At 71.7% G+C, this 24,371-nt stretch carries 22 protein-coding genes; 8 read left to right on the plus strand and 14 right to left on the minus strand.

What is annotated here, in order from left to right; translation table 11 throughout:
- Window positions 1-97: 97 nt before the first annotated feature.
- Window positions 98-1,066 carry a hypothetical protein gene (locus WME95_RS13160; protein WP_437908727.1) on the plus strand — a complete coding sequence of 323 codons (969 nt, stop codon included), beginning with the start codon at window positions 98-100 and terminating at the stop codon, window positions 1,064-1,066.
- Window positions 1,067-1,151: 85 nt separating this feature from the next.
- On the opposite strand, the gene WME95_RS13165 is transcribed toward WME95_RS13160, so the two are convergent.
- From WME95_RS13165 to WME95_RS13185, 5 genes are all read right to left on the minus strand, one after another.
- Window positions 1,152-1,976, minus strand: coding sequence for a hypothetical protein (locus WME95_RS13165; protein ID WP_437552156.1), 825 nt, complete (start codon window positions 1,974-1,976; stop codon window positions 1,152-1,154).
- 14 nt (window positions 1,977-1,990) lie between these two features.
- Window positions 1,991-3,037 carry a nicotinamidase gene (locus WME95_RS13170; RefSeq protein ID WP_437908728.1) on the minus strand — a complete coding sequence of 349 codons (1,047 nt, stop codon included), beginning with the start codon at window positions 3,035-3,037 and terminating at the stop codon, window positions 1,991-1,993.
- A gap of 58 nt (window positions 3,038-3,095) precedes the next feature.
- The gene (locus tag WME95_RS13175) at window positions 3,096-5,057 is read right to left on the minus strand and encodes a hypothetical protein (protein WP_437908729.1); all 1,962 of its coding nucleotides are present in this window, start codon (window positions 5,055-5,057) and stop codon (window positions 3,096-3,098) included.
- Window positions 5,058-5,200: 143 nt separating this feature from the next.
- Window positions 5,201-6,031 (minus strand): protein phosphatase 2C domain-containing protein, encoded by an 831-nt coding sequence (locus tag WME95_RS13180; protein WP_437910979.1) that lies wholly within the window; start codon window positions 6,029-6,031, stop codon window positions 5,201-5,203.
- Window positions 6,032-6,335: 304 nt separating this feature from the next.
- Window positions 6,336-7,025 carry an NUDIX hydrolase gene (locus WME95_RS13185; RefSeq protein WP_437552160.1) on the minus strand — a complete coding sequence of 230 codons (690 nt, stop codon included), beginning with the start codon at window positions 7,023-7,025 and terminating at the stop codon, window positions 6,336-6,338.
- Between the two features lie 154 nt (window positions 7,026-7,179).
- On the opposite strand from WME95_RS13185, the gene WME95_RS13190 reads away from it, so the two are divergent.
- Entirely contained in the window at window positions 7,180-8,055 is an 876-nt protein-coding gene (locus tag WME95_RS13190; RefSeq protein WP_437908730.1) for an STAS domain-containing protein, read from the plus strand.
- Window positions 8,056-8,117: 62 nt separating this feature from the next.
- Here the strand turns inward: WME95_RS13190 and WME95_RS13195 are convergent, their stop codons facing one another.
- Window positions 8,118-9,620 (minus strand): L,D-transpeptidase, encoded by a 1,503-nt coding sequence (locus tag WME95_RS13195; protein ID WP_437908731.1) that lies wholly within the window; start codon window positions 9,618-9,620, stop codon window positions 8,118-8,120.
- Window positions 9,621-9,851: 231 nt separating this feature from the next.
- On the opposite strand from WME95_RS13195, the gene WME95_RS13200 reads away from it, so the two are divergent.
- The 6 genes from WME95_RS13200 (at window position 9,852) to WME95_RS13225 (ending at window position 12,983) form a co-directional block, all read left to right on the plus strand.
- The gene (locus WME95_RS13200) at window positions 9,852-9,983 is read left to right on the plus strand and encodes a hypothetical protein (protein WP_269454239.1); all 132 of its coding nucleotides are present in this window, start codon (window positions 9,852-9,854) and stop codon (window positions 9,981-9,983) included.
- A 49-nt stretch (window positions 9,984-10,032) separates the two neighbouring features.
- Window positions 10,033-10,539, plus strand: coding sequence for an RNA polymerase sigma factor (locus WME95_RS13205; protein ID WP_044968331.1), 507 nt, complete (start codon window positions 10,033-10,035; stop codon window positions 10,537-10,539).
- Window positions 10,529-11,080, plus strand: coding sequence for a hypothetical protein (locus WME95_RS13210; RefSeq protein ID WP_437908732.1), 552 nt, complete (start codon window positions 10,529-10,531; stop codon window positions 11,078-11,080). The genes WME95_RS13205 and WME95_RS13210 overlap by 11 nt, the downstream gene beginning before the upstream one ends.
- Window positions 11,081-11,176: 96 nt before the next feature.
- Entirely contained in the window at window positions 11,177-11,941 is a 765-nt protein-coding gene (locus WME95_RS13215) for a phytanoyl-CoA dioxygenase family protein (protein WP_437908733.1), read from the plus strand.
- Between the two features lie 142 nt (window positions 11,942-12,083).
- Window positions 12,084-12,476, plus strand: coding sequence for a DUF2809 domain-containing protein (locus WME95_RS13220; RefSeq protein ID WP_437908734.1), 393 nt, complete (start codon window positions 12,084-12,086; stop codon window positions 12,474-12,476).
- A gap of 96 nt (window positions 12,477-12,572) precedes the next feature.
- Window positions 12,573-12,983: a GFA family protein gene (locus WME95_RS13225; protein ID WP_437908736.1), complete on the plus strand. Its 411-nt coding sequence runs from the start codon at window positions 12,573-12,575 to the stop codon at window positions 12,981-12,983.
- A gap of 425 nt (window positions 12,984-13,408) precedes the next feature.
- Here WME95_RS13225 and trxA read toward each other — a convergent pair whose 3' ends face one another.
- From trxA to WME95_RS13265, 8 genes are all read right to left on the minus strand, one after another.
- On the minus strand, window positions 13,409-13,810 hold the full coding sequence (gene trxA, locus WME95_RS13230; RefSeq protein ID WP_437908738.1) for a thioredoxin: 402 nt from the start codon (window positions 13,808-13,810) through the stop codon (window positions 13,409-13,411).
- A gap of 63 nt (window positions 13,811-13,873) precedes the next feature.
- Window positions 13,874-14,320, minus strand: a complete 447-nt coding sequence (locus tag WME95_RS13235; RefSeq protein WP_437908740.1) for a hypothetical protein — start codon at window positions 14,318-14,320, stop codon at window positions 13,874-13,876.
- 7 nt (window positions 14,321-14,327) lie between these two features.
- Complete coding sequence (locus tag WME95_RS13240; protein ID WP_437908742.1) at window positions 14,328-14,717, minus strand: DUF4150 domain-containing protein; 390 nt, start codon at window positions 14,715-14,717, stop codon at window positions 14,328-14,330.
- A gap of 12 nt (window positions 14,718-14,729) precedes the next feature.
- Complete coding sequence (locus WME95_RS13245; protein WP_437552171.1) at window positions 14,730-15,380, minus strand: DUF3540 domain-containing protein; 651 nt, start codon at window positions 15,378-15,380, stop codon at window positions 14,730-14,732.
- Between the two features lie 33 nt (window positions 15,381-15,413).
- On the minus strand, window positions 15,414-16,457 hold the full coding sequence (locus WME95_RS13250; RefSeq protein ID WP_437908743.1) for a pentapeptide repeat-containing protein: 1,044 nt from the start codon (window positions 16,455-16,457) through the stop codon (window positions 15,414-15,416).
- Complete coding sequence (locus WME95_RS13255) at window positions 16,454-19,120, minus strand: DUF2169 domain-containing protein (RefSeq protein ID WP_437908744.1); 2,667 nt, start codon at window positions 19,118-19,120, stop codon at window positions 16,454-16,456. Before WME95_RS13255 ends, WME95_RS13250 begins: the two co-directional genes overlap by 4 nt.
- A gap of 108 nt (window positions 19,121-19,228) precedes the next feature.
- Window positions 19,229-21,655 (minus strand): type VI secretion system Vgr family protein, encoded by a 2,427-nt coding sequence (locus WME95_RS13260; protein ID WP_437908746.1) that lies wholly within the window; start codon window positions 21,653-21,655, stop codon window positions 19,229-19,231.
- Between the two features lie 97 nt (window positions 21,656-21,752).
- Entirely contained in the window at window positions 21,753-24,074 is a 2,322-nt protein-coding gene (locus WME95_RS13265; protein ID WP_437908748.1) for a DUF2169 family type VI secretion system accessory protein, read from the minus strand.
- Window positions 24,075-24,371: the final 297 nt, after the last annotated feature.

The following is a 24,371-nucleotide window of genomic DNA, read 5'->3' on the forward strand; positions in this document are numbered from 1 at the left end:
GCCGCGGACCTGCTGCTCGGCCAGGCGGCGCGCTCGGTCAAGACATTGGCGTCGCCGGTCAAGGACGGGACGCGCGCTCGGCACCATCCTCTCTGGCATGACCTACCTCATCCCGAGCCAAGAACAGGCGCACGCGGGTCTGCGTGCCATCAAGGTCGTCCTTACCTCGGCCGGCCCCCTCGACGGATCGCGGCGCGACGCGATCGCCGCGGTGCAGCGGCACCTCCTTCACACCGACGTCGACATCGACGCGCTCGCCCCGATAGCGCCCGAGGAGCTCGCGCGCGCCGTCGAGCACCCTGCTCTGCGCGAGCAGCTCATCAACGGTCTCTGCGCCATGACCCTGTGCGGCGAGCGCGTCGACGAGCGCGAGCTGCTCGAGGTCGAGCGCTTCGCCGCGGCGCTCGGGGCGCGGCCGGACGCGGTCCGCCAGCTCCACCACCTGTACGAGCGGCGGCTGCTCCTCCTGCGCATCGACATCAGCCGGAGCTCGCTGCTCGGCAAGAACGTGCGGCGCATGCTCGATGAGGGCGGCCTGTATGGGCTCGCCAGGAACGTCGCGAGCTTCGCGGGCATCCTGGAGAACGAGCCAGTCGCCGCGCGCTACCGCTCGCTCGAGGCGTACAGAGAGGGCACCCTCGGCAAGGCGCTCTTCACCTTCTATCGAGAGAACGGCTTCTCGTTCCCCGGCGAGAAGCGCGGCGTGCCCGAGGGCGTGCTCACGCACGACCTGAGCCACATCCTCGCCGGTTACGGCACGGATCTGCGTGGAGAGGCGATGACGATCGCCTTTCAGGCGGGGTATCGCCGCGAGAACCCGTTTGGCATCCTCGTGTTCCTGCTGGTGCAGCTCCAGCAGGGCGTCCAGCTCACCGTGCTGGCGCCGTCGCAGCAGGGGATGCTCGCGACGCCCGGGCTCGCCGACGAGCTCGTGCGATCGTTCGTTCGCGGAACGAAGATGAGCGTCGACCTGATGGACGACTGGGACTTCTGGTCCGACATGGCGGTGGATCTCGACGAGCTGCGCCGCCGCTACGGCGTCGTCCCCTGGGAGGCCGCGGCCTGATCCGGGTCCTCCGCCGGAGCAGCCGAGAGGTGAAGAGGGCCCGCCGCCGCGCGGGGAGGCGCGCGGCGAGCCGGGGGCGCGCGCGTCACCCGCCGAAGCCGCCCGCGACCGTCTTCGAAAACGACGCGCCGCCCTGGCTGGCGCGCACCGCCGACTGGGAGAACAGCGCGAACGCCTTGCGGATGTCCGCCGCGTCGCTCTTCGGCGTCAGGATCCAGCGGTCCTCGATCCCCATGTCGCGATAGACGGCGCGGAAATCGGTGTTCCCGTCGTCGATGCCGATCGCCGCCACGATGTGGGCCTCGGCCCGCCGCATGTCACGGACGAGGGCGCACACGTCCCTGGCCTTGGCCCACGTCGAGCCCGCGTCGGCGCCGTCCGAGATGATCAGCGTGACGGTGCGCGCCGGGACGCCGCTCAGCGCGAACTCCTGCGCCTTCGCGATCACCGTTCCGAGCAAGACCACCGTCTGATCGTAGAGGGGCGTGCCGAGCATGGGATCGTAGTTCTTCGTGTCCATCTTCACGGCCTGGGCGATCGGGCAGTACGGATACAGCACCGCCCCGTTCAGGTAACGGTTGTGCGCCAGGATCGAGTCGCGCTGCCTCGAGTCGGAGAGGGCGCCAACGACCAGGTTGTGCCCGTCCCTCACCGACGGGGCGTTGCCGGCGAATTTGATGGATCCCGAGTCGTCGGGCATCACCGTGACGAGCACCACCTCCGACGACGCGACGTCGTCCACCTGCACGCCGAAGCCGGCCTGGATCTGCGCGCCCAGGTCGGTGATGTGCAGCGCCTGCATCGCCTCGGGCGAGAGCGCGCCGTCGTCCCGCGCCGCCTCGAAGAGCTGCTCGATGTCGAGCGAGCCATCGCGGCTCGTCCCGTTGTTGTTCTCCTTGTTCTTGCTCATCGGATCCTCCAAGGTCATGCGCCCAGGCACGGAATCGGGTCGGTGCTCTTCACGAGGTTCATGCCGGCGGCGGCGAAGCGGGCGAGCGCCTTGTCCGCCTCGGCGGTGAAATCGACGGCGAAGCCCCCCTTGCCGTCGGGCACGGTGACCGGCGACATGCAGTCGGTCATCACGTAGATCTTCTTGGCGAGCGCGCGGTCGGTGAGCGCGATCTCCGTCAAGATGTCCTCGATCGAGCTGCGGACGCAGTGGCTCGCGGCCTGGCCGGCGATGATCACGGCGTCGGCGTGGAGCAGCGTCCTCAGGAAGCCCGTGCTCCGCTGCGCGAGCGGCTGGCCGTCGTGCCGCGTCAGCACCTCGGGCTGCATCACCGAGTAGTTCTCGGTGAGCGGGTTGCCGCCCTTGACCTCGACCCACGACTGCACGCCACGCGCGAACGCGTGGAACATCCGCGCCTCGTGCACGACGCCCGCGAGCGCGTGGCCGTCGCTCCCGAGGATGCAGTGCGGCGGCCACAGGTAGAGCTTGTATTTCCCGGCCTTCTCGAGCTCCTCGCAGTAATACCGGACCTGCTTCATGAGCCACGGGTAGCTCCCGCCGCAGAGCCACTTCGCCACCGCCGGGTTCGGCCGCACCTCCCCCGCGTCGATCTGCGCCGTCGTGATCTCGCGGTGCGCGGTCAGCGGGCGGTCCTCGCGATCCACCCAGAAGGCCGGGAAGAAGATCTGGTAAGCGAAGTGGGTGTCCATCGTGACCGTGACGTTCGTGATCGACGCGAGGTTCCTGTAGATGAACTCGGCGATGCGGCGGCTGTCGTCGACCGCGCCCGTGCCGCTCCTGCCGGCGACGTAGAGCGAGCCCTGCGGGAAGCAGAAGTCCTTCTGCACGTCGATGAGCAGGAGGTGGACGTTCTGCGCGTCCGCGGCCGACGGCTTCACGCCATGCGCCTTCCGCCACGCGGCGGCGGCGCCGTGCAGCGCCTCTTCATTGGGGTGAAAGCCCCACCGCTCGGCGTTCCTGGCGTCATAGAAGGCGGGCAGGGGGAGCTCTGTCGATTTCATGGTCTCTCTCTCTCCTCTCGATCGGCCCGCGAGCGCGGGCCGTCAGCTCAGCGTGGATTCACGAGATACGAAGCAAGGTGATCGCCTGTGCGTCGACGACGAACAGGCCCTCTGGGCCGACGAGCAGCCGGGAAGCCTGGGTGACGAACGGCTCGGTGCCGGGGAACTGCCGGGTCTCGACGAGCGCGCCCCCGCGGACCTCGACGCGGACGACGCCGCTGTCGGTCGCCGAGAGCAGGAACCCGGAAGCCGCGCACTTGCCGGTCAGCGCGCCGAGCCACGAGCCGCCTTCCCCGTCGCCGTCGGCGACCGCCTCGACCGCGCCGTCCTCGCGCACGACGACGCACCGGTGCACGGTCCGGCCGGCTTGCTCGGCGGCGAGGAACAGCCATGCGCGCCCGGCGCGGGGGCGCCCGCGGCCGTCGTTCGGACACCCGCGGCCGTCGTTCGACGACGAGCTCGGGCCGGCGTCGAAGACGCAGGTCGCCGCGGTGAGCTTGCCGCCCGGGAAAGGCAGCTTGACCGTGTCCTTGAGGCCGGGCCGATCGGCGTCGAAGACGAACGCTATCGAGACGTTCCCCGCGCGGTAGAAGCCGAGCCCGAAGGTGGGACCCACCCAGAACAGCGTTTGCCCGGCGAGCACCTCGCCCATCGGCACGGCGTCGGCCTCGCCCGAGAGCGCGGCGGCGCCCGGCTTCCCGCTGCGCAGGAGCTGCCCGCCGCGCGTCCAGTAGCGGGCGCGCGCGTTGACGTCGAAGATGGGCCTCGTCCCGACGCAGTCCACCTGGATCCGCTCGGGCGCGGCCCCCGGCGAGAGCACCACGAGATCGCCGCCCCGGCCGATCAACGTGGCTTTGCCGTGCACCGCGAAGCGCGTCGCGGGGTGCGGCGCGCCGGACATCACGACGGACCGGTCCTCGCGCAGGAAGCGGCCGCCCTCGTTCACGAGATAGGAGAGCCCGCCCGGGCCGAGGGCCGCGGCCAGGATCACCCCGCGCGTGCTCAGGATCCGCGTCGCCAGCACCTCGCCGTGGACGACCGTCGACTCCTTCACGACGGCCGGCGCTGCGCCCGCGCAGGCCTGGCAGGCAGGGCGCGCGTGCTCGACGCCGCACGAAGGGCACCTCGTCCAGGCGAGCGCGTCGAGCAGTCGGCGCGGGAACACGCCGCGCCGGTCCTCGACGAAGACGCGGTAGAGCGCGTCCAGGAGATCGTCCGGCAGGACGCGGTACGGGATGGCCGGCTTCGGATACCGCACCTCGCGGTCGAACACCGTGATGCGGCGGAGCGGCCTCGCGCTCTCGGGCACCCGCGCCGACGCGGACCGCGGCCGGAAGACGCCGCCATAAGGCCCCACGCAGAGCAGGCTCTGCATGACCATCACGGCGAACGCGTACCAGTCGGAGCCCTGCGAGTACGGCCTCGACAGGAGCGGCCGGGGGAGCGAAGGGTCGCAGAGCAGCGGATCCACGAAGCGCTCGGTGAATACCTGGCAGAGGTACGGGCCGAACTGGAAGCTGTCGGCGTCGATGACGAACACCTCGCCGCCGGCGACGAGCACGTTGAGATCGTTGAAGTCGCCGATCACCACGCCCCGGTCGTGGATCGCCGCGACCGCCCTGTGGAGCCGCGCGAGCACCTCGGAGACCGCGGCCGACGAGAGCCCGCCGTGGCGCATCGACGGCTCGCCGTAGCGCAGGAGCGGCTCCGCGCCGCGCACGAGGCGCATGGCGTAGCCCACGACGCGCTTCCTGGTTTTATCGGTCGCGAGCTCGAGGGGCGCGATCACCTGATCGGGCAGCGCCGGCGGGAACGCGCGCAGCTTGTCCTGGTGGCGCTCGATGCGCACCTCGGCGGCGCGCTGCTCGGCGTCCTGCCCGGCGTAATCCGGGTGATCGGGCGTCTTCCAGACCTTGAGCGCGCGGCCGTCTCCGAGGTCGAACACGTCCGCCTCCCCGCCTTTGCCGATCGAGGCCCGAGGGTCGAGCCGAACCCGCTTTGAACCAAGATAAACGCCCACAGTCGCCTCCTCAGGACGCAATCGAACCGAATCGAGGGCAATCGAGCGCAATCAAGCGCAATCAAGCGCAATCGAGCGCAACCACGCGCAGACGCCCTGTCGTTTCCCTCCGCGACTCCTGCGATCCCGCGCAGGGCCGCGCCTCAATCGCGGGCGCCCTGCGCCCTCCGCACGACGACCACCGTCGTGTCGTCTCGGAGCAGCCCGCCCTCGCGCTCCATCCGCTCTTCCTTCCACACGGGCCGCGTCACCGACCGGTTGATGAGCGCGAGCCGCCGCCTCACCGCGTCGGGGTTCCGGAAATACCGGTCGTCCTCCCAGAACCTCGACAGCGGGCCGACCTCGCCTCCCCCCGGGAGCTGCCGTGACGACGACTCCAGCAGATCGATCGCGCCGTCGGTCCCGAGCAGGGCAGTCCGGAGCGCGCTCGACGGGAAGGCGCGGTGCACGGTGAAGCGCGGCGCCTCGCCGCCGGGCGGCCGATCGAGCAGGCCATACGCGAGGTACGGGGGCTCGTCCCTCGGGAAGGGGCCGATCCGCAGGAGCTCGTCGCCGAGCGCGATGAGCCCGTCGCCGAGGGAGAACGCGCACGCCCTGTCGCCGGAGATCGCGAGGCCGACCACGGTGAAGAGGAAGAAGGTCGACACGACCTCGGTGAAGCTGCCGCCCATCCCGGCGGCCACGTCGCGGAGCGGCGCGAGCGCCCCGCGCCGCACCTCTTCCCACGTCGCGGGCGAATCGAGGTCTCCGCCGCGCCGGAGCGCGCCGAGCACCTGCTCGGTCACGATCCGCGCCCCGAGCGCCGCGCCCACCTCGCTGCGCGCGCCGCTGCCGCAGCCGTCGCAGACCACCGCGACGAGAGCGCCGCCCTCGGCCCGGAAGGCACAGGCGTCCTGGTTGGGCCGCCCCGCGACGAGGTGATCGGTCCCGGTCACCGTCCCTCCGGCGACCTCGAAGGCCGAGCCCCCTCCCATGTCAGCCAAGAAAGCGACGTCGCGAAGCATGGAGTTCCCTTCTGCGCCCGGCGAGGGCGCGCTGCGGCCGGACCCGGGCAGACGGAGGCCGGGGCGCGCGGTCCTCCCCGGCGCCGGAGCTCCACCGTCCGCGCGGCGGTCAACGCCGACCGTCAGCGCCCGCGCCCGGCGAGCACCCGATCGTTCGTGTATCTTACACACCAAGCTTAGTGTTCGTCGTACACGTTGTCAACCCGGGCGCCGGCGTTCCTGCCGCGTTCCTGGAGGAGGCGGCCAGCGCGGACAGACGAGCCCGCGCTCCGCCTCAGATCTCGAAGCTGAAGCCGTCCTTCTCGAGCCGCTCGTACTTCCGGCGGTCGAACCGGTAGAGCCGCGCCGCGCGGTGCGCCACGTCCTGCTCCACCTCGTCGAGCTCCACGAGCAGCCCGGTGCCGAGCGCCTTCTTCCGGAAATTGCGCTTGTCGAGCGGGCGCTCGAGGATCGCCTCGTAGAGGCGCTGGAGCTGCGACAGCGTGAACTTCGGCGGCAGGAGCTCGAACCCGATCGGCCTGTATCGCACCTTGCCCTTGAGCCGCTCCAGCGCGACCGGGAGGATCTCGTCGTGATCGAAGGCGAGCGCCGGGGTGTCGTCCACCGCGAACCACGCCGCCTCGCGCGCGTCGGTCGCGGCCTTGACCCGGTGATCCCGGAGCTTCACGAGCGCGTAGTACGCCACCGAGACCACGCGCTCGCGCGGGTCCCGCCCCAGGGCGCCGAACGTGTAGAGCTGCTCCAGGAACACCCCCGAGAGCCCCGTCTCCTCCGCGAGCTCCCGCCGCGCGGCGTCGTCGAGCGCCTCATCGACGCGCACGAACCCGCCCGGGAGCGCCCACCTGCCGCGGAACGGCTCGAGCTCCCGCCGGATGAGGAGGACCTTGAGGTCCTCCTCATCGAGGCCGAACACGACACAATCCACCGTCAGCGCCGGCCGCGGGTGCTCGTAGGAGACGGACATTCAACCCTCCGTGTAATTTGCACACGAATCTTGGTGTCGATCGGACACCATGTCAACCAGCGCCGCGGAGCTCGGCTCCTCGGCGCGGGGGAAACGTCATCGACCGACCGACAGCCCCTCGACGGCCAGCGCGCGTGCGCGGTAGAAGGCTCCCATGAAGGGGGACGCGGAGTCGGGCACGGCGGGAGCGAAGACGCGCGAGGAGCTCGAGGCGGAGCTCCGTGAGGCGCGGCTGCTCCTCCGCGCGATCCTCGACCACATTCCGATCACCGTGTGCCGGTACGACCGTGAGGGCGTCTTCACGTTTCACGACGGCAAGGGGCTCGAGGCCGTCGGCGCGAAGCCGGGTCAGTTCCTGGGAGCGAACGTGCTCGAGCTCTTCGCGAACGACCAGGCGACCCTGGAGACCAATCGGCAGGCGCTCGCGGGCAAGGGCGCATACAACATCTACGAGGCGTACGGCGCCGCCTGGGAGACATGGCACATCCCCGTGCGCGACGGCAGCGGGGAGCCCGACGGCATGATCACCCTCAGCCTGGACGGCTCCGCGGCGAAGCGGCGTGAGCAGGAGCTCCGGGCGAAGCTCGAGCTCATCGAGACGCAGCAGGAGGTCATCCGCGATCTCTCGACGCCCATCATCGAGATCTGGGACAAGGTGCTGACCCTCCCCATGGTGGGCGTCGTGGACAGCCTGAGGATCTCCGAGGCGATGGACAACCTGCTCTCGGCGATCGTGAGCAAGGACGCGCGGTACGCGATCCTCGATCTCACCGGCGTCGACGCTGTCGACACGCGGACGGCCGGGTACCTCATCGAGATGATCAAGGCCATCCGGCTCCTCGGCGCGGAGGGGATCATCACGGGGATCCGGGCGAACGTGGCGCAGACGATGATCGCGCTCGGACTCGACCTCTCCGGCGTCACGACCGTTGGCAACCTCCGCGCCGGACTCAAGCTCTGCATGCGGCGCATGGCCGCGGCGGGCGGGGGGGGCGAGCGCGCCGAGGCGGCCAGCGCGCCGGCGAAATAGCGGCTTCCGGCAGGCGCGCGCGAGGCGCGGGCGCGCTCCCGCACGCGCCGGGCGGCGGCGGCTCAGCGATGGATCACGACGCGCGTGGACGGGTCGTCGCGCGTGGCCTGGACCGCGTACCACTCATCGGGTACGGCGGGCTCGGTCCAGTGGAAGAGCCATTTCGCGTCGACCGGCGAGAGGTTCACGCACCCGCCGCTCTGCCCTTCGCCCCAGCGGTCGTGCCAGTAGGCCGCGTGGAGGAGGTACTTGCTGAAGAAGTGCTGGCTCCACGGCACCTCCGCCTCGATCCAGTCGTCCGCGTCGACGTGGGGCGTGATGAGCGTCTTCGTCACCCATTTGCGGCCGATGCTGTACTGGCCGAGCGGGGTCGTCGAAGGCGGCACGAACGGCTCGACCTTCTCCGGCTCCTCGGCCCCGTTGCGCCCGGCCGAGATCAGCGTCGCGAACACGGGGCGGTCGTCCTCGTACGCGATGAGCCAGCCGTCGAGGGCGGCGATCTCGACCCACGTGTTCCTGCGCCCGTCCGCCGGCGCCGAGGGAGGCTCCCCGCCGAGCCGGATCGGGCGGCCCCACGGGTTCCGCGCCCTCCGCGGCTGGACGACCACCGCGTCGCGCTCGAGCACCCAGTGCCCGTCGTCCCGGGTCTCGAGATACGTCAGCTCGCCGACCCGCTTCGATCGGCCCGTCAGCCCGATCCGGCCGAGGCGCTCCCACACGGCGTCTGTCTTCGCGGGCGGGCCTCCCTCCGTGAGGCGGTACTTCGGGCGCGCCTTGCGGCGAAAGAAGGCCATCGGCAGGCGCGCCTCGGCGCCGAGGTGCACCCCCTCGAAGGTGGCGGGCTCGTACGGCTTGACCTTGTCCTTCGGTATGAACGTCAGATCCGACGCCCAGAGCCAGGTAGTCCCGCCGGCCTCGACCTCCTCGGTCCAGGCGACCGACGAGCGCGGGCGGACCTGCATGTGCCGCAGATCGTGGAGCCCCTCGGGCCACGCCGGCGCGTCGATGCCGTCCACGCGGAGGAGGCGCTTGAGGCCGAGCGACTCGCCGTAGCGGTACGGGAGCGGCCGATCGGCGAGCGGGGCATGGGGGATCAGCGCCTGGCGCACGGGATCGGCGGTGTCCAGGGTGGCGCGCTTGCCGTCGACGCACACATAGCCGCGCGGCTCCACCGCGTAGAACGCCGGGCAGCCGCCGGCGCCGCGGATGGGCTCGAGGCTCTTCAGGCGGACCGAGCCGCCGATCGAGAGCATGCCGATCCACTGGGCCTTGGGCCGCGGCGCGGACCGGATCCACACCTCGCGGCCCCTGGAGTACACGCGCGCGGATCGCGCCCGCGCCGCCTCCACCTCCGGGACCGGCGCGGCCGGGGCCGAGGCGGCCAGCGCCTCCGGCGGCGGCTCCGGCGCGCTGGAGCGCGCGGAGGGCGCGCTGGAGGGCGAGGGCTCCGCGACCGCCACGCCCGCGCTCCCGGCCGCGTCTGCGCGCGAGCCGGCGTCTTGCCGCGATGGCGTGCACCCGAGCCAGAGGGCGCCGAGCGCAGCGAACCACGGGCGGCCAGACATAGGCACGGGACCCTAGCACGTCGAGCCCGGCCGGCGGAACGACGTGCCAGTCTGGACGAAGGCGCTCGCGCCGCGAACGGAGCGGAGGTCGTCGCTCGTGCGGCGATCTGCGGCGATCGCGCCTCGGCGCCAGGATTTCGATCGCCGCGGGTGTCACGCTCGCCCCGCTCGCGCCTAGAGCCGAGGAAGGCCGGCGAGGACAGCCGGTCAGAGAAGACAAGGAGAGATCCCATGCGTCGTTGGCTCAAGGTGACCCTGATCGCGGCCGTCCTCGGAATCCCGGCGGTGGCCTATGCTGGGACGCAGCTCACCGGCGGCTGTCCGTGCGCCGATTGCCCCTGTCCCGACTGCCCCTGCGGCTGAGCATCCAGCGCCCTTGGAACCGCGCGCGCGATCGCTGCTCAACGCGTCGATGAGACGCCTCGCCGACGGCGATCGCGCGGCGTTCGAGCCTGTCTACGCCGCCCTCTGGCCGGCGATCGGCGCGTTCTGCCGCCGCATGCTCGGGGGCGGCGCGGACGCGGAGGACGCGGCCCAGCAGGCGCTGCTCAAGGTGTTCGACCGCGCCAGCTCGTTCGATCCCGACGGGGACGCGCTGACCTGGGCGCTCGCCATCGCGACGTGGGAGTGCCGCACGACGCGGCGGCGGCGGTCCCGGTCGAGGGAGGCTCCGGACGAGCATGTCCCGTCGATCGCGGCCGACGTGCCCACGCCGGAGGAGGCGGCGATCGCCCGGGATCTGGACGACGCGGCGCGCGAGGTGCTCGGCACGCTGGCCGAGGCGGATCGCGAGACGCTGAGGGCGACCCTGCTGGAGGTCGATCGCGATCCGTCGGTGTCGAGCGCGGCGCTGCGCAAGCGCCGCGAGCGCGCGTTTGCGCGCCTGCGGGAGGCGTGGAGGAGGATCTATGGAACGTGAGGCGCTTGCGGGCCTGAGCCTGAAGGAGAGGGCCTATCGCGCGTACGAGCGGGGGAGGGCGAGGAGGGCCGCCTGGGCAGCGGCGCCGACGATCGCCGTGGCGCTCGTTGCGACGCTGATGAGCGACCGCCCGGTCACCACCGCGATCCTCGGCGCGGCGCTCTACATCGCGGCGGCGCTGCTCTCGTGGCGCGGGCAGCAGCTCGGGCGAGGCGTGCTCCCCGGCGTCGCGGCGGGGCTCGTGCCCTTCGCAGCGGCGCACGCGGCGCGCATTTACGGTCACCTGTGCACCCCGGAAGGGTGTGTATCCATCTGCGTCCCTGCCTGCCTGGCGGGCGGGGTCGCCGCCGGCGTGCTGCTCTCGCGGGTGCTGCGCCGGTCGGAGCGGCTCGGGGCGTCCTGGGCCTCGGCGTGCGGCGTCGCCGCCCTGACCGGCGCGCTCGGCTGCGCCTGCGTCGGCTTCGGCGGCGTGGTCGCCCTCGCGGCGGGGCTGCTCACAGGCACCGCGCCGCTCGCGCTCCGCCCTGCGCGCGGCGCGTGAGGCGCCGTATCGCGTCGGCGAGCGGGACGTGCTGAATCGACGGCCGCGGCTGGTCGGCCGCGCGGCCCGCGATCGAGCGGGTGTATGCTGGACCCCGTGGAAGACACGAGGCAGGGCCCTGACGCCGCGTTCGAGGCGGCTCTTGCAGCGCTCGGCGCGGGGCCATCGACCCTCTCGGCCGACGAGAAGCGCGCGCTGGACGATGCAGGTTACGTCCTGTTCTGCTCGGCGGTCGATCCCGCGTGGCTGAAAGCGCTGCGCGCCGAGTGCGACGGGTGGCGTGACGACGGCGAGCGCGACGCGGCCCAGGGCGGCAACCAGCAGATTGGCCACCTCGGCGAGCGCCACGGCGCTGTCCTGCGCGTCGTGCAGTGGCCCCGGCTGCTCGCGGCGACGTGGCACGTGCTCCGCCGGTCGTTCGCGCTGGGGGCGGTGGCGTGGCGCTGCCCGCGCCACGGCCTCGGCCAGCAGGGGCTCCACATGGACTGGAGCTCGCAGGGCGATCCGGGCGCGTTCCACGTGGTCACCGCGCTGTGGTACCTGGACGACGTCACGCCCGACAATGGCCCGACGCGGGTCGTGCCCGGGTCTCATAGGCTGCGGCGGAGGCCGCCGAAGGATCTCGCGGAGCCGGCCAACCGCCACCCGCAAGAGCTCACGGTCCAGGCCGGGGCGGGCTCGGTGCTCGTCTTCAACGGCCATCTCTGGCACTCCGGGACGCGCAACCGGAGCGGCGCCCCGCGGCGCGCGCTCCAGTGCGGCTTCGTCGCGCGGGAGCACCGGGGCGTGTCGTGCACCGTGGTGGACGAGCCCAGCGGCATGCCGCCGGCGGCGCGTCTGGTGCTGGGGGTGGTGGCGTGATAGGGCCGTCTCGCGACCAGACGCCCGACGACAGAGAAGGACCGGCAAGCGCCGGAGGCACCAGGAGAGGTAAGGTTGGCGTTCTCTCCTGGCATCCGGGCATCCCGGCGTTTCCACGCTCTCGCTACGCTGAGCTCTGCTCATGACGGAAGCCGCTCGCAAGCGCCTCGCGCTGGCCCTCCTGATCGTGGCGGTCGTCCCTGTCGGCCTGATCGCCCGGTTCCACGGCGGTCCGGTCTGGTTGCGCAACAGCGCCGGCGCGGTGCTCTACGAGGTCGTCTGGATCGCCGCGGCGCAGATGGTGTGGATCTCCGCGCGCACCCACCGGCTGGCGCTCGCGGTCTTCGCCGCGACGTGTGGGATCGAGCTGCTCCAGCTGAGCCAGGCGCCGTGGCTGTGGGCCGCGCGCAGCACCACCCCGGGGCGGCTTCTGCTCGGCGCGAACGGCGGATTCGATCCTGCGGACTTCGCGCTGTATGGCCTCGGTTGCGTGCTGGGTTATGGGCTGTGCCGGCCGCTCCGGGCCTCCGGCTGATGCCTGCGCCGCGCCGGGCGCGTGCGCCGGTTGCCGCGCGTGCCGCCAGAGGCCAGGCTGGCGATCGCGAACTCCAGGAACCAGGAGGCGATGGCCATGTCCGAGGCTCACCACACCGGCGGCTGTTTGTGCGGCGCGATCCGCTACCGTGCGCGCGGCGCGCCGGTGAGCGTCAACATCTGCTACTGCAGCCAGTGCCGGCGCCAGTCCGGCGCGCCCATGCCGGCGTTTGCCACCTATCCCGACGAGCAGTTCGAGCTGCTCTCCGGCTCGCCTGCGACGTATCGGTCGTCCAGCTTCGCTGTCCGCCAGTTCTGCTCGACCTGCGGCTCATCGCTCTTCTGGCGCCGCGACGGCGCGCGGGAGCTCGATATCTTCCTCGGCACCATGGACCGGCCGGGCGACCTGCCGCCGCCGTCTTTCCAGCTCTGGACGGCGCACCGCGTGCCGTGGCTGCCCGCCATCCCGGGGGCCACCGAGCACCGCGCCGACAAGACCACCGTCTAGGCGAGCGCCTCGATCGCGTTGATCGAGAGTGAAATGAGGCGCCAAGGACGCCAAGGACAGAGCAAGTTCGATTCTCGCTCGACTCAGCACTTCGTGGGCGCAGGCAGGCTCGCGCCCGTGGGCTCCCGTCGCGGGCCTCTGCTGCCTCATCGCCCCTTCAGCGCGCTCTCGGCGCCGCATGGCAGATGTGACGGGAGGTACAACGTGGCGGGGAGACGCTTCTGGGTCGATCAAAATGAACATCGACGACATCGAGTCACACCGATGGCTCCCGCGTCCCCGCCCTGACCGGACGTGGACGACGGCGCCGGGGACTCAGCCTGGAACGGCCGCGCGGGCGCCCCCAGCGTCAACGAGGCCATCGACCAGGGCGCCACGGCATCGGGGCGGCGGCGTCGGCGCCGCCCCTGCAGGCAGCGTTCTCCTCAGGGGCCTTCGTCGACGCCGCCTCCGCCGGCGGCCTCCTTCGCTTCGTCCTCGGCGATCTTCGCCCGCACCTCGTCCATGTCGAGCGAGCGCACCTTCTCGATCACCTGATCGAGCGCCGAAGCGGGCAGCGAGCCCGCCTCCGCGAACAGGAGGACCTTCTCGCGGAAGATGAAGAGCGTCGGGATGGAGCGGATGTTGAAGGCCTGCGCCAGGTCCTTCTGGTCGTCCGTGTTGATCTTCCCGAACACGATGTCCGCGTGCTTCTCGGAGGCCTTCTCGAAGACGGGCCCGAAGACACGGCAGGGGCCGCACCAGGGCGCCCACCAGTCGACGAGGACGATGCCGTTCGACTCGACCGTCTTCTCGAAATTCTCCGCGCTGAGCTCGATGGTACTCATCGGCGGAGCATACCCCCGAGGCCCGCCCGTGTCGCCGAGCGAGCGGCCAGGCGCCGACGGCGCTCAGGGCGCGTTGCAGACCATGATGTGCTCGATCGCCTCGACGAGGAGCTGCTCGACGCGCTCGGGCCCGACGTCGGCGGCGCGGGCGAACCGCTCCAGATCGAACGGCGTGGGGTTGACCTCGAGGTAGGCGAGGATCTGGAGCGGGTGGCCGGCCCAGCGGATGACGCAGAAGCCGACCACGTTGCGGCTCGCCCTGGCCTCGCGCAGGCCGAGGGCGAGCTCGACGCTCGGCGTGTCGTGCCCCTCGTCGAGCACGATGCGCGGCGCGTGCCCCGCCTTGCGGAGCTCGGCGGCGAACTCCTCCATCGGAGGGTGGAGCAGGCGCTCGCGCAGGTCGTCGAACTCGCGGAGGAAATCGGCCTCCGCGGGGGCGCGCGCCTCCTCGAGGCGCCGCGCGTAGCGGGCCGCGAGGCGCTCGATGCGGAGCCGGTTGTGCTCTTTCAAGGGCCGCCTACGGGGCGAGAACGAGCACCTTGAGCTGGCTCGGGACGATGCTGACCCCGGGCGCGTTGACGGCGTTCTGCATCGTGACGCTCGTCATCCGCGTGGCCGGCGCGCCGCCGACGAGCACGGTGAAGGCCGCCGTCACGTGCCGCGAGGGGCCCATCACCGTGTGCGAGACGACGCCCGTCTCCAGGCCGGCGTTGTCGCCGTTCGTCAGCGGCACCTGGGTCGTCATGTTGTGCGCCGGCGTGCACATGAACAGGACGTTGTAGACCGCCGGCACCCCCATGGGCTGCGCCGCCAGGTTGGGGTAGGGCACCGGCAGGTGCGCCGGCGGCGTCAGGCACACGTCGGGTCCGCCCAGGGCCATGCCTCCCATCTGCGTGTTCGCGAACATCTGTGCCTCCCGTCAGCCGAGGTGGATCTGCCCGCCGTCGATCTTGGTCAGCTCGCCGCTCGAGACGAGCGTCGCCTGCGCCTTGATGTTCACCGCGGACTTCGCGGTGACCTCGTAGTACTGCGCCCGCACCTGCTCCGACTCGGCGATGAACCGGTACGCCCGGTCGAGCCGCTGCACCCAGCGCTCCGCGATCGACTCGACCGACCGCGCGACCGTCTTCACGCGGTCCACCTGCGCGACGAGGTGCTCGCCCACGTACGTCATCGCCCCGACCGCGAGCGAACCCTCGCTCGCCGCGACGCGCACCTTGCCCGCGGCCACCGCGGCCTCGGCCGGCGTCACGAGGCGCACGCCCTCGGCCGCGGCCACCGTGACGCGACCGCGCGGGGCGCTCACCTCGAGGTCCCCCTCGGCCACGAGGCGCGTCGGCGCGTCGCCCTCGCGGTCGAGCACCGCGAGCACGTGGCACCCCGCGTCGTGCAGCGCGACGAGCACCCGGTCGCCGAGCGCCGGCTCGACGAGGCAGCTCACGGCGCGCTTCGCCGCGTAGTCGCCCGACCCGACCCGCACCTGGAACGACCCGTCCGTCGCTCCGATCACCGCGCCGACCTCCTGGATCGCGAAGGTCTCCACCCGCTGTCTGGCCAGATTGTCTCGCATCGTGTCTCTCCTGCTGTCGGGAGGGGCATCCCCTCAGGGCGTCCAGCGCTCGGCTTCGAGCAGCTCCGGGTCGTCGCCGAGCGCGGCGGACCGGCTCGTGAAGGTCGCGCCCGCGTCGCGCGTCTGGTGGAAGCGGGCGCGGAAGAGCTTCGCGCGGGAAAGATCCGCCTTCTCGACGCTCGCGTGCGAGAAATCGGCGTACGTCAGGTCCGCGTCGCGGAAGCTCGCCATCGGGCACGACGCCCGGTGGAAGATGGCCTGGTAGAGGTCGGCGCCGGTGAGGTCCGCGGCCTCGAGGTCGGCCTCGGAGAAGATCGCCTGCCGCGCCTTGAGGCCCGCGGCCGACACGCCGGCGAGCCGCGCGCCGAGGAACAGGCCGCGCTCGGCGTCCGCGCCGTCGAGCTTCGCCGCGGTGAGGTCCGCGCCCTTGAAATTCGCCTGGACGAGCCGGGCCCCGCGCAGGTCGCACCCCGCGAGATCGGCGTCGGTGAGCTGCGAAAGGGTCAGGTCCATGCCCGACAGGTCCTGCCCGCGGAGGCGGGCGCCGATCAGCACCGTGAGGTGGAGCGTCGCGCCGCGCAGGCTCGCGGTCGACAGATCCGCCTTGATGAGGCAGGCCTGCCTGAGCTTCGCCCCGTCGAGCGCGAGGCGCGCGGCCTCGGTCTCCACGAGCGAGAACCGGTCCAGGTTGGCCTCGCGGAAGCTCGCCTCGTCGGCGCGCCCCTTGACCATGCTCCCGATCGTGAGGTTCACGCGGTCGAAGCTGGCCCGCGAGGCGTCGCACTCGGCGAAGCTCGCCGAGACGAGGTCGCTCTCGTCGAGGCGCGCGTGGAGCAGCGCGCACCGGCTCCACACGGCGTGGCGGGCCCGCGCGCCGGACAGGTCGGCGCTCGAGAGATCGCACCCGTTGAACATGGACTCGCTGATCTTCGCGCCCTTCAGCCGGGCGCCGCGGAACGTCGTCTTCTCGAACACGACGCCCGACAGGTCGAGCCCGGACAGGTCGAGCCCGGACAGGTCCTCCCCGGCGATGACCTCGCCCTCGCTCACCTTCGCGAGCAGCTCGTCGCGGGTCACTTGCCCTGCCCCGTGAACACGACGTGCTTGATGTGCGCCTCGGAGAAGGAGGTCCGCTGATCGCCCTTCGCGTCGAGCAAGTTGGCGCGGAAGAGGTTCGTGTTCTCGAAGCGGGCGCCTGGCACCTTCGCCTTCTGCAGCATGGCGTCCATGAGGTTCGCGCCCGTCAGATCCGCCTCGGTGAGGTCCGACCGGTTGAACCGCGCGCCCTTGCCCGAGATCTGCGCGAGGCGCGCCTTGCGGAGGTTCGCCTCGCTGAAGTCCGCGCCGTCCGCCGAGGCGCCCTCGAAGATCGCGCCCTCCAGGTCGACCCCGCGGAGGTTCGCCCGCGCGAGCTCGGCCCCGGAGAAGTCCGCGCCCGGCAGCGCGGAGGCGGAGACCATGCGCAGGGCCGTGGCCTTCGCCCTTCGGAACGAGGCCTTCTCGCCCTTGAACTCGACGAAGGCCGCGTCCTCGAGCTCGGCCTCGCCGAAGTCCGCGCCCGCCCCCGCGCACTGAAAGAACGTCGCCTTGCGCAGGCTCGCGCCGGCGAAGCGCGCGCCCGCGAGGTCGAGCTCGAAGAAGAGGACGTCGTCCGCCGCAGCGCCGCTGAAATCCGCGCCGGGCACCCTGGCCTCCAGGAAGTCGGCCCCGGCGAGGTCGGCCCCCGAGAGCTGCGCCCCCTCGAGCCACGCCTTGTGGAGCACCGCGCCGCGGAGATCGGCCCCGTCGAAGCTCGCGCGCGCCGCGCGCGCCTCGCCGAGGTTCGCCCCGCGCAGCGTCGCCTTCCCGAGCCGCGCGCCCTCGAGCTTCGCGCGCGTGAGCACCGCGCCCGTCAGATCGGCCCCGCCGAGATCGCACGCCGACAGATCCGCGCCTTCGAGGAGCGCCTCGCGCAGATCGGCGCCGGCGAGGCTGAGCCCGTGGAGGTCGGCGCCCGTCAGATCGCGCCGCGCGAGCGGCTCGCCGGCGGCGAGCGCCCGCTCGACCTCCGCGCGCAGATCGGATTTCTTCTGCTCCTCCGCGGGCTCGGTCGGCGGGTACAGGTGCGCGAAGGCGCGGTATGCGCCCACGACCCTCTCCTCGGTCCTGCGCAGGCTCGCGGCGAACGCCGGGTCCGCGAGCTTCGCCTCGAGGTCATCCATCGGCGCGCCCGCCTTGCGCCCCGCCTCGGCGAGCTCGCGCAGGCGGGAGAGCTCCTCGTCGGCGCTGAACTTCGGCGGGCCGCCCCCCTCGCGCTTGCTCTTCGCGACCACCTGATCGAAGTCGAGCCCCTGCTCCGCGCAGAGCTTCCGCGCCTCGTCCTCGGCATTCCTGCGCTGCGCATCGGACTGCTTCTGGAGCTCCGCGGCCTCGAGATCCATCCGGTCGGCGAGCTCCGCCAGCTCGTCGGGCTTCGGCTCCTCCGGGCGCTCGATCTCCCGCGGGAGCTTCTCGTCCGGGTTCATCCCCAGCATCCGCAGGGTGAGGCGCGCCTGATCGAGCTCGCGCTGCGCCCGCGCGATCGAGCGCTGCTCCAGGGTCCGCTCGCGGCGCATGAGCGCCTCCATGTCGCTGATCGCCTCGTCCGGAAACGACGGGGCGTCGGGCTCGGCCTTGGGCAGGAGCTCCTTGTCGTTCAGGGCGTGGAGGTGCCCCTTGTCCTTGTCGAGCCGCCTCGCCAGCACGGCGCGGTAGTGCTCGACGGGCTTCGGCGCATCCAGCCGCTCCAGGCCGGCGATCATCAGGCGCACGTCGTCGGCGTCGTCCTCCGCCACCGGGACGACCCCGCGGAAGATCGCGACACCGCGCTCCAGGTCGGGGAAGAGGAGCACCGTCTCCAGGCGCGTCGCGACCTCCCGGAGGTCCTCCTCGCCGTCCGCCTCCGCGGCGCCCCGCTGGCGCACGAAGCACCGGGCGCGGAGCCTCGGCGCGTGGGTCCCGAGCTGCGGCCGCGTCGGGTGGAGGTTCTTGAGCCTGATCGGCTCTCCTCCCTGAAAGTAGTCCGGCAGCCGCTGGTCCTCCGGGGCCACCTGGAAGTACTCGGGGTCGAGATCCCGGGCGTAGCCGGGGAAATCGTGCTGCAGCCACTCGGCGCCGTACGTGCCGAGCTTGGCGAGCCGCGACGCGAGCGTGGGATCGAGCGCCCCGAAGCACGCGGGCGGCGGCCTGTCGCCGGGCGACTTGAGGAGGCACCGCGGGTCCTCGAGGTGGGGCAGGTAGTGCACCCTGGCCTCCTCGTCCTCGATCGGCCCGAGCCCCATGCCCTTCGGGTTCAGCGGGTAGTCCGGGCCGCCGAACGCATGTTCCCAGACGAGCGGCATCTCGGTGATCGGCTCGGGCTCGGTCGGCGCGCCGTGGTGCCACCGCCGCTTGCCGACGACCGCGAGCGTCTTGTCGACGAGCGGCTTGTCGGCCGGGCCGACCGTCAGGCTCGCGGCGAAGGCCGGCCGGGGCTCCCCCCCGGGAGAGAACGCCTTGCCGAAGACGAGGACCTCGCCCCGCGGCTTGGGCAACCCTTCGTCCAGGAGACCGTCTTTGCCGAGCGCGGGCGTCACCCGCTGCCACATCGAGACCTCGGGCAGCGGCACCTCCGGGGCGTCGAGCGGAAAGAACACCAGGAGCCCGACGCTCAGGTGATGGCTGCGCCGGATCGTGAGCACGCGCTGCATGACGGAGAGGCGAAGGGGCTTGATGACGCGCATGGAGCTCGAATCGTGAGTTGTGGCCGGAACGCCTGTGAGGGCGAACGCCGGCGAGAGGTGGGCGAGCGCCGCGCGCCTCGCCCGAGCGTCAGGTGACCGTCCCGAGCGTCAGGTGATCATGAAGATGCCGCTCTTCTTGATCTCGGCCACGACGTTCTTCAGCTTGAAGTTCTCGTTCTCGATGGTGACGGTATCGGCCTTGAAGATGGCGTTCTGGATGACGAGCTCCGGACCGTTCTTGATGGTCACCACGGGCCCCAGCTTGAGGTCCAGCGTGCCTGCGAGGTTCGCCGACGACTTGAACCCAGCGACGACCTCCGCGGTGGCGCTGAGCGACAGCGACAGCTTGGTTCCGAAGGTGAACTCGTAGGCCTGCGTCAGCTTGACGTCGAGGGACGTCCCCTCGGTGATCGTCTTGAAGGTGCCCACCTTGTGATCGTACGTGCTGCCGTTGGTGAAGCTCTCGGCGTCGCTGTGCTTGAACTCCTTCGTCGAGCCTGAGGTGTGCGACTCGAACGAGCCCATCTTGATGTCAAGGCCGTTCCCCATGGTGATCGACGTGCTCTTCCCGAGCACGAGGGCGCGGACGCTCCCGATCGTGTTCAGGTTGAAGTTGCCGAGCCTCGTCGTGTTGTGGTCGCCCGCGATGGTCTCGTTCTTGTTTCCCATCGCCTTGATGTTGTAGTGGCCCTGGGCGAAGACGTTCACGTCGGCGGCCAGGGACTTCACATGGACGTGGCCGGCCTCGGAGACGAACGTCGCGTCCCCCTTGGCCTTCTCGGTGAGGGTGCCGGCGACGGCCTGCGTCGTGATGTCGCCCGCTGTGGCCGTCGTCGTGATGTCGCCCGTGGTGGCCGTCGTCGTGATGTTGCCTGAGGCGGCGGTCGTCGTGATGTTGTTCGTCACGATGCTTGTCCAGCTGGCGCCGACCAGGAAGTCCATGTTCACCCCGCTGTCGAGCAGGATGTTGCCGTCGGTCTTCCCGATGAGCTCGTGCCCGTCGTTGGGCGACCCCATGCGCATGTACGTGTTCGAGTACGGCGTCGAGAGCGTGATGCGCTGCGATCCGGCCTGGTCCTCGAGCTCGAGGCGGTTCCTGCCGCCGGTCTGGATGACGTTCTTCGTGTGGTTGCCGCTCGTCACCGGGCTCGGCGTGAGCACGTTGGGCACGACGCCGGAGATCACGGGCCGATCCGGGTCGCCGCCGAGGAAGCTCAGCACGACCTCGGTCCCCCGCCGCAGCGGGAAGTGGAACCCTTCGACGCCGCCGCCGTGCGGCTGCATCATGCGCACGTACGTGGACCCGCTGCCGTCCCGCGGGCTCGCCTCGTCGAACTTGAGCTTCACCAGGTAGCGCCCGTGGTCGTCGATCTGCGCGTACTCGCTCGACGCGGAGCCGTCGACCGTGCCGTTCTCGTAACCGTAGATGCGCGGCCACGCCGTCCGCGACTCCGCGCGGAACTGCGTCGCCGCCGGGATGGCCGAGACCTCGACGAAATAGACCTCCTCGTGCGCGAGCCCGGCGAGCTCCGCGAAGTCGCTGTGCCCGGCGGACTGGTTGCCGTGGTGGCGCAGCTCGACAGCGAGGTACTTCGCGTTGAGCCGCGCGCGCGGGTGGTCCTCGAGCTCGAACGTGGTCCCCGAGCGCAGGTGGAGCCGCGCGCCTGCGGCCTGGTAGACCGCCTCCCTGGCGAGGTACTCCTCGGCGCGCAGCTGGGCCAGCCGCTTGCCGGCGTCGGCGCTGAAGAAGCGCTCGCCGTGGAGGCTGATCTCCCCTGTCCCGTACTGGGACACCGGGGCCGCGCCGGTGAGGGGGAACTGCGGCCGGACATAGTCGTAGTCCTTGAGCTTCACCCGCGACGGCAGCGCCCCGTGCTGGCAGGAGAAGGTGCGGAACGAGCCGGAGGCGCTCCTGTCCTCGCCGGTCTGCGGGTGGTAGCGGACCGGCGCGCCGAGCGCCTCGGCCGGGTAGCTCTTGTCGTCGCAGAGGACGAGCTTCTCTCCGTCCTCGGTGTGTTCGAAATAATAAAAGATCCCCTCCCGCTCCATCCAGCGCGAGATGAAATCAAAGTCGCTCTCGCGGTACTGGCAGATGTGCTCCTCGGCCTCGTAGCTGCCGAGGTTGAGCTCGACATCGCCGCCCGTGATGCCGTTCTCCTCGAGCACGAGCCTGATCACGTCGGGCACGCTCTTCTTCGTGAAGATGCGGCTGTGCTTCGACAGGGTGAGCCCCCAGAGCCGCGGCACCAGCACCGCGCGCAGCAGCGCGCGCCCGCCGAACTCGTGCAGGAGATCGACGCCGGCGAGCATGCCGGCGAACACGTACGGCGGGGTCGTGTCGGACTGGCGATCGATCGAGAGCCGCGCCTTGGCCCCGACCATCTCCGCAAAGTCCGTGTCATCGTCGCCTTCGCTCGGGATGGACAGGAAGATCTCGAACCTGTACGGGCGCGAGATCGCCTCCACGCCGCGAAATCCGACGACGCGCGCCGGGCCCTCCAGGATGCTCGAAGAGAAGTTGATGAGGTCGCTCATGGTGGTGTCTCTTCCTGGCGCGAGGAGGTGAATCAATCCGCCTTGAACATACCCAGGCGGCCCGTCCTGTGGAGTTAGGCAAAAGAGAGCCTGGGCGTCAACCTTGTAAAGAAACGTTAAACTCCTCTTCGGGTTCGGGCGGTGGGGTCTCGACGATGTCGCGCAAGATCGCGCCGCTCGACTTCGCGTTTGCGAGCGTGACGCCGTAGAGGTTGGCGCCCGTGAGATCCGCTTCGCGCAGATCGGCGCCATCGACGTTGGCGCGGGGGAGCCTCGCTTCCTTGAGCTTCGCCGCGCGGAGGATGGCGCCGGCGAGGTTGGCGTTCGCGAAGCTCGATCGCGAGATGTCCGCCTTGCTCCCGTTGACGTCGGTGAGGCTCGCCCGGTCGAAGACCGCCTCGATCAGGCGCGCCTGCCGCAGGTCGGCGCCGTCGAGCGCCGCGCCGTCGAAGCGCGCGTGCGAGCCTCTGGCCGAGGTGAGGTCCGCGCTCGTGAGGATCGCCGACGAGAGCGCCGCGCGGTCGAGCGTGGCGCGGGAGAGATCGGCGCGCGTCAGGTCGGCCGCCTGGAAGCTCGCGCCGGTGAGATCCGCGCCGCTCAGGTTCGCCCGGGCGAGGCGCGCGGACGCGAAGTTGCACCGGGCGAGCCCGGCGCCGGCGAGGTTGACGCGCTCGAGCGAGGCGCCGCTCCAGTCGATCCCCTCGAGATCGGCGCCCGCGAGATCGAGGTCGTAGAGCGGCTGGCCGCTCCTCAGGCGGGCGAGCACCGCCCCGCGCAGGCCGCGAGCCTCCGGCTCCGGCTCCGGCGACGCGGCGGCCGGAGGAGGCGGAGGCGGCGGCTCCGCGACGGCGGCGGCCTCGTCGGGCGCGGTTGGCGGCGGCGGGTCGACCACGGGAGGCAGGTCGACCACGGGGGGCAAGGCCACCACGGCGGGCGGGTCCACCACGGCGGGCGGGTCCACCACGGCGGGCGGGTCCACCACGGCGGGCGGGTCGACCGCGGGGGGCAGGTCGACAACGAGGGTCGCCTCGTCGAGCCCGCCGAGCGGGGGCTGCACGCGCGCCGGCGGAGAGGCCTCGGGCCCGGCATGGGCGAAGGGCATCGCAAACGGCACCGACCCCGGGAGAGGCGCCGGGCGCGGCGGCGGCTCCGGCGCCGGCAGGAAGGGCAGGGGAGGCGGCGCGAGCAGCGGCGCGACCTGCTGTGTGACGCCGCTCCAGTGCGCCTCCTGGGGCCGCGAGAAGGGCAGGGGAGACGGCGCGAGCAGCGGCGCGACCTGCTGCGTGACGACGCTCCAGTGCGCCTCCTGGGGCCGCGAGAAGGGCAGGGGAGGCGGCGAGAGCAGCGGCGTGACCCGCTGCGTGACGGCGCTCCAGTGCCCCGCCGGGAGCGCCGTCTCCCCGGCGGCGGGCGGGCCTTCCGGCGCCGCGATCGCGAGAGAGCCCTCCGCCGCCGGGGGCCACAGGACGGGGCGCCCTGCCATCTCGACGCCGGCGACCACCCGCATCCGCGCCGGCTCGTCGCCCGGCAGCAGCGCGACGTTCCCGCGAAAGATCAGCCAGCAGAGCAGGCGGTCCGCATCGATGGCCAGCGTGTCGGCGACGAGCTCGATCGGCTGCCCGTGGTCGTCGCCTCCAGGCCCGAGCCGGTGGAGCCGCGCGAGCCCGCGGGCCGAAGGCAGGCAGGACTGGATCCGCGGGCAGTGCGGGTGCAGCCCCTCCAGGAGGATCCACTCGTCGCCGCGGAGGAACTCGATCTGCTGGTCCGCGGGCGCGGCGACGAAATAGCGGAAGTCGAAGCTGCCCCCGAGCTCCGGAGCCGCGAGATCGGGCGCCTGATCCCGCGCGAGGAAGGCTCTCCTCGCGGCCCAGTGCCCCGCGACCGGCCCGAAGCCCGCGGGCCTCGTGGGATCGGCCGGATCGACGATGTTCGGGAGCGCCGTCCCGGCGCCGACGCCCACCGGGTTCGCGTCGATGTGGGGGCCGCCGTAAGCGCGCTCGTACGCGAGCGGCATGAGGCCGAACGGACGCGGATCCGGGGCCTCTCGCGTGCGGTCGCCGTAGACGTGGAGCACCTTGTCGAGGACCCAGCGATCCTCGCGGAAGAGCGCGACCCGCACCGAGAGCGCCGTGGCGGTCGTCCCCGCCGGCGCGGCCGCGTGCCCGCGCACGATGACGCCCGCGCACGGCAGGTAGGGGGCTGTCTCGCTCGCCTCTTCCAGGCTGCCCCAGCCGTCTCGGAGCCGATCGGCGCGGATCAGGCCCGATGGGGCGGCGAGCTCGGCGCTCGTGTCGTGGACGAGGGCAAACGTGGCCTTGACCACGACCGTAAGCCGCTCCGCGCCCTGCGCGCGCCACAGGACGGCCCCGCAAGAGGCCGGAGTCAGGGCGACGACGGAGACAGGCCAGGACGATTGCACGGGCGTGAGCTCGACTGGCCCGCGCGCCTTCACCGCCGCGGAGGGCTCTCAGGCAACGGACGATACGCGGCGCGTCGCTCGGGCGCAAGCGCGGGAGTCGGCGGTGACGACCCCTCGTGTCGAGTCTCCTCACGCGACCATGTCGCTGTGAAGATCTCCCGGCGAGCGACGCATCGGGCGTGCTCGCTGGTGCGGTGCAAGGACACGAGTTCTCCGCCACCGGCGGAGGGCCCCGCGTCCCGGCGCCGCGCGGGCGCCGTGCTACACCAACGGCAGCTCACCGTCGAAGGAGCGCGC

The organism is Sorangium sp. So ce327, assembly GCF_051530205.1.
In the GTDB taxonomy this organism is placed as follows: Bacteria; Myxococcota_A; Polyangia; order Polyangiales; family Polyangiaceae; genus Sorangium; species Sorangium cellulosum_B.

Coding starts and splice junctions, on each gene's coding strand:
- WME95_RS13240 (WP_437908742.1), bottom strand. CDS start 14,717: ATGTTCGCGAACACGCAGATGGGAGGCATGGCCCTGGGCGGACCCGAC.
- WME95_RS13165 (WP_437552156.1), bottom strand. CDS start 1,976: ATGAGCAAGAACAAGGAGAACAACAACGGGACGAGCCGCGATGGCTCG.
- WME95_RS13190 (WP_437908730.1), top strand. CDS start 7,180: ATGAAGGGGGACGCGGAGTCGGGCACGGCGGGAGCGAAGACGCGCGAG.
- WME95_RS13220 (WP_437908734.1), top strand. CDS start 12,084: ATGACGGAAGCCGCTCGCAAGCGCCTCGCGCTGGCCCTCCTGATCGTG.
- WME95_RS13210 (WP_437908732.1), top strand. CDS start 10,529: ATGGAACGTGAGGCGCTTGCGGGCCTGAGCCTGAAGGAGAGGGCCTAT.
- WME95_RS13245 (WP_437552171.1), bottom strand. CDS start 15,380: ATGCGAGACAATCTGGCCAGACAGCGGGTGGAGACCTTCGCGATCCAG.
- WME95_RS13260 (WP_437908746.1), bottom strand. CDS start 21,655: ATGAGCGACCTCATCAACTTCTCTTCGAGCATCCTGGAGGGCCCGGCG.
- WME95_RS13255 (WP_437908744.1), bottom strand. CDS start 19,120: ATGCGCGTCATCAAGCCCCTTCGCCTCTCCGTCATGCAGCGCGTGCTC.
- WME95_RS13170 (WP_437908728.1), bottom strand. CDS start 3,037: ATGAAATCGACAGAGCTCCCCCTGCCCGCCTTCTATGACGCCAGGAAC.
- WME95_RS13225 (WP_437908736.1), top strand. CDS start 12,573: ATGTCCGAGGCTCACCACACCGGCGGCTGTTTGTGCGGCGCGATCCGC.
- trxA (WP_437908738.1), bottom strand. CDS start 13,810: ATGAGTACCATCGAGCTCAGCGCGGAGAATTTCGAGAAGACGGTCGAG.
- WME95_RS13185 (WP_437552160.1), bottom strand. CDS start 7,025: ATGTCCGTCTCCTACGAGCACCCGCGGCCGGCGCTGACGGTGGATTGT.
- WME95_RS13180 (WP_437910979.1), bottom strand. CDS start 6,031: ATGGGAGGGGGCTCGGCCTTCGAGGTCGCCGGAGGGACGGTGACCGGG.
- WME95_RS13205 (WP_044968331.1), top strand. CDS start 10,033: ATGAGACGCCTCGCCGACGGCGATCGCGCGGCGTTCGAGCCTGTCTAC.
- WME95_RS13200 (WP_269454239.1), top strand. CDS start 9,852: ATGCGTCGTTGGCTCAAGGTGACCCTGATCGCGGCCGTCCTCGGAATC.
- WME95_RS13160 (WP_437908727.1), top strand. CDS start 98: ATGACCTACCTCATCCCGAGCCAAGAACAGGCGCACGCGGGTCTGCGT.
- WME95_RS13195 (WP_437908731.1), bottom strand. CDS start 9,620: ATGTCTGGCCGCCCGTGGTTCGCTGCGCTCGGCGCCCTCTGGCTCGGG.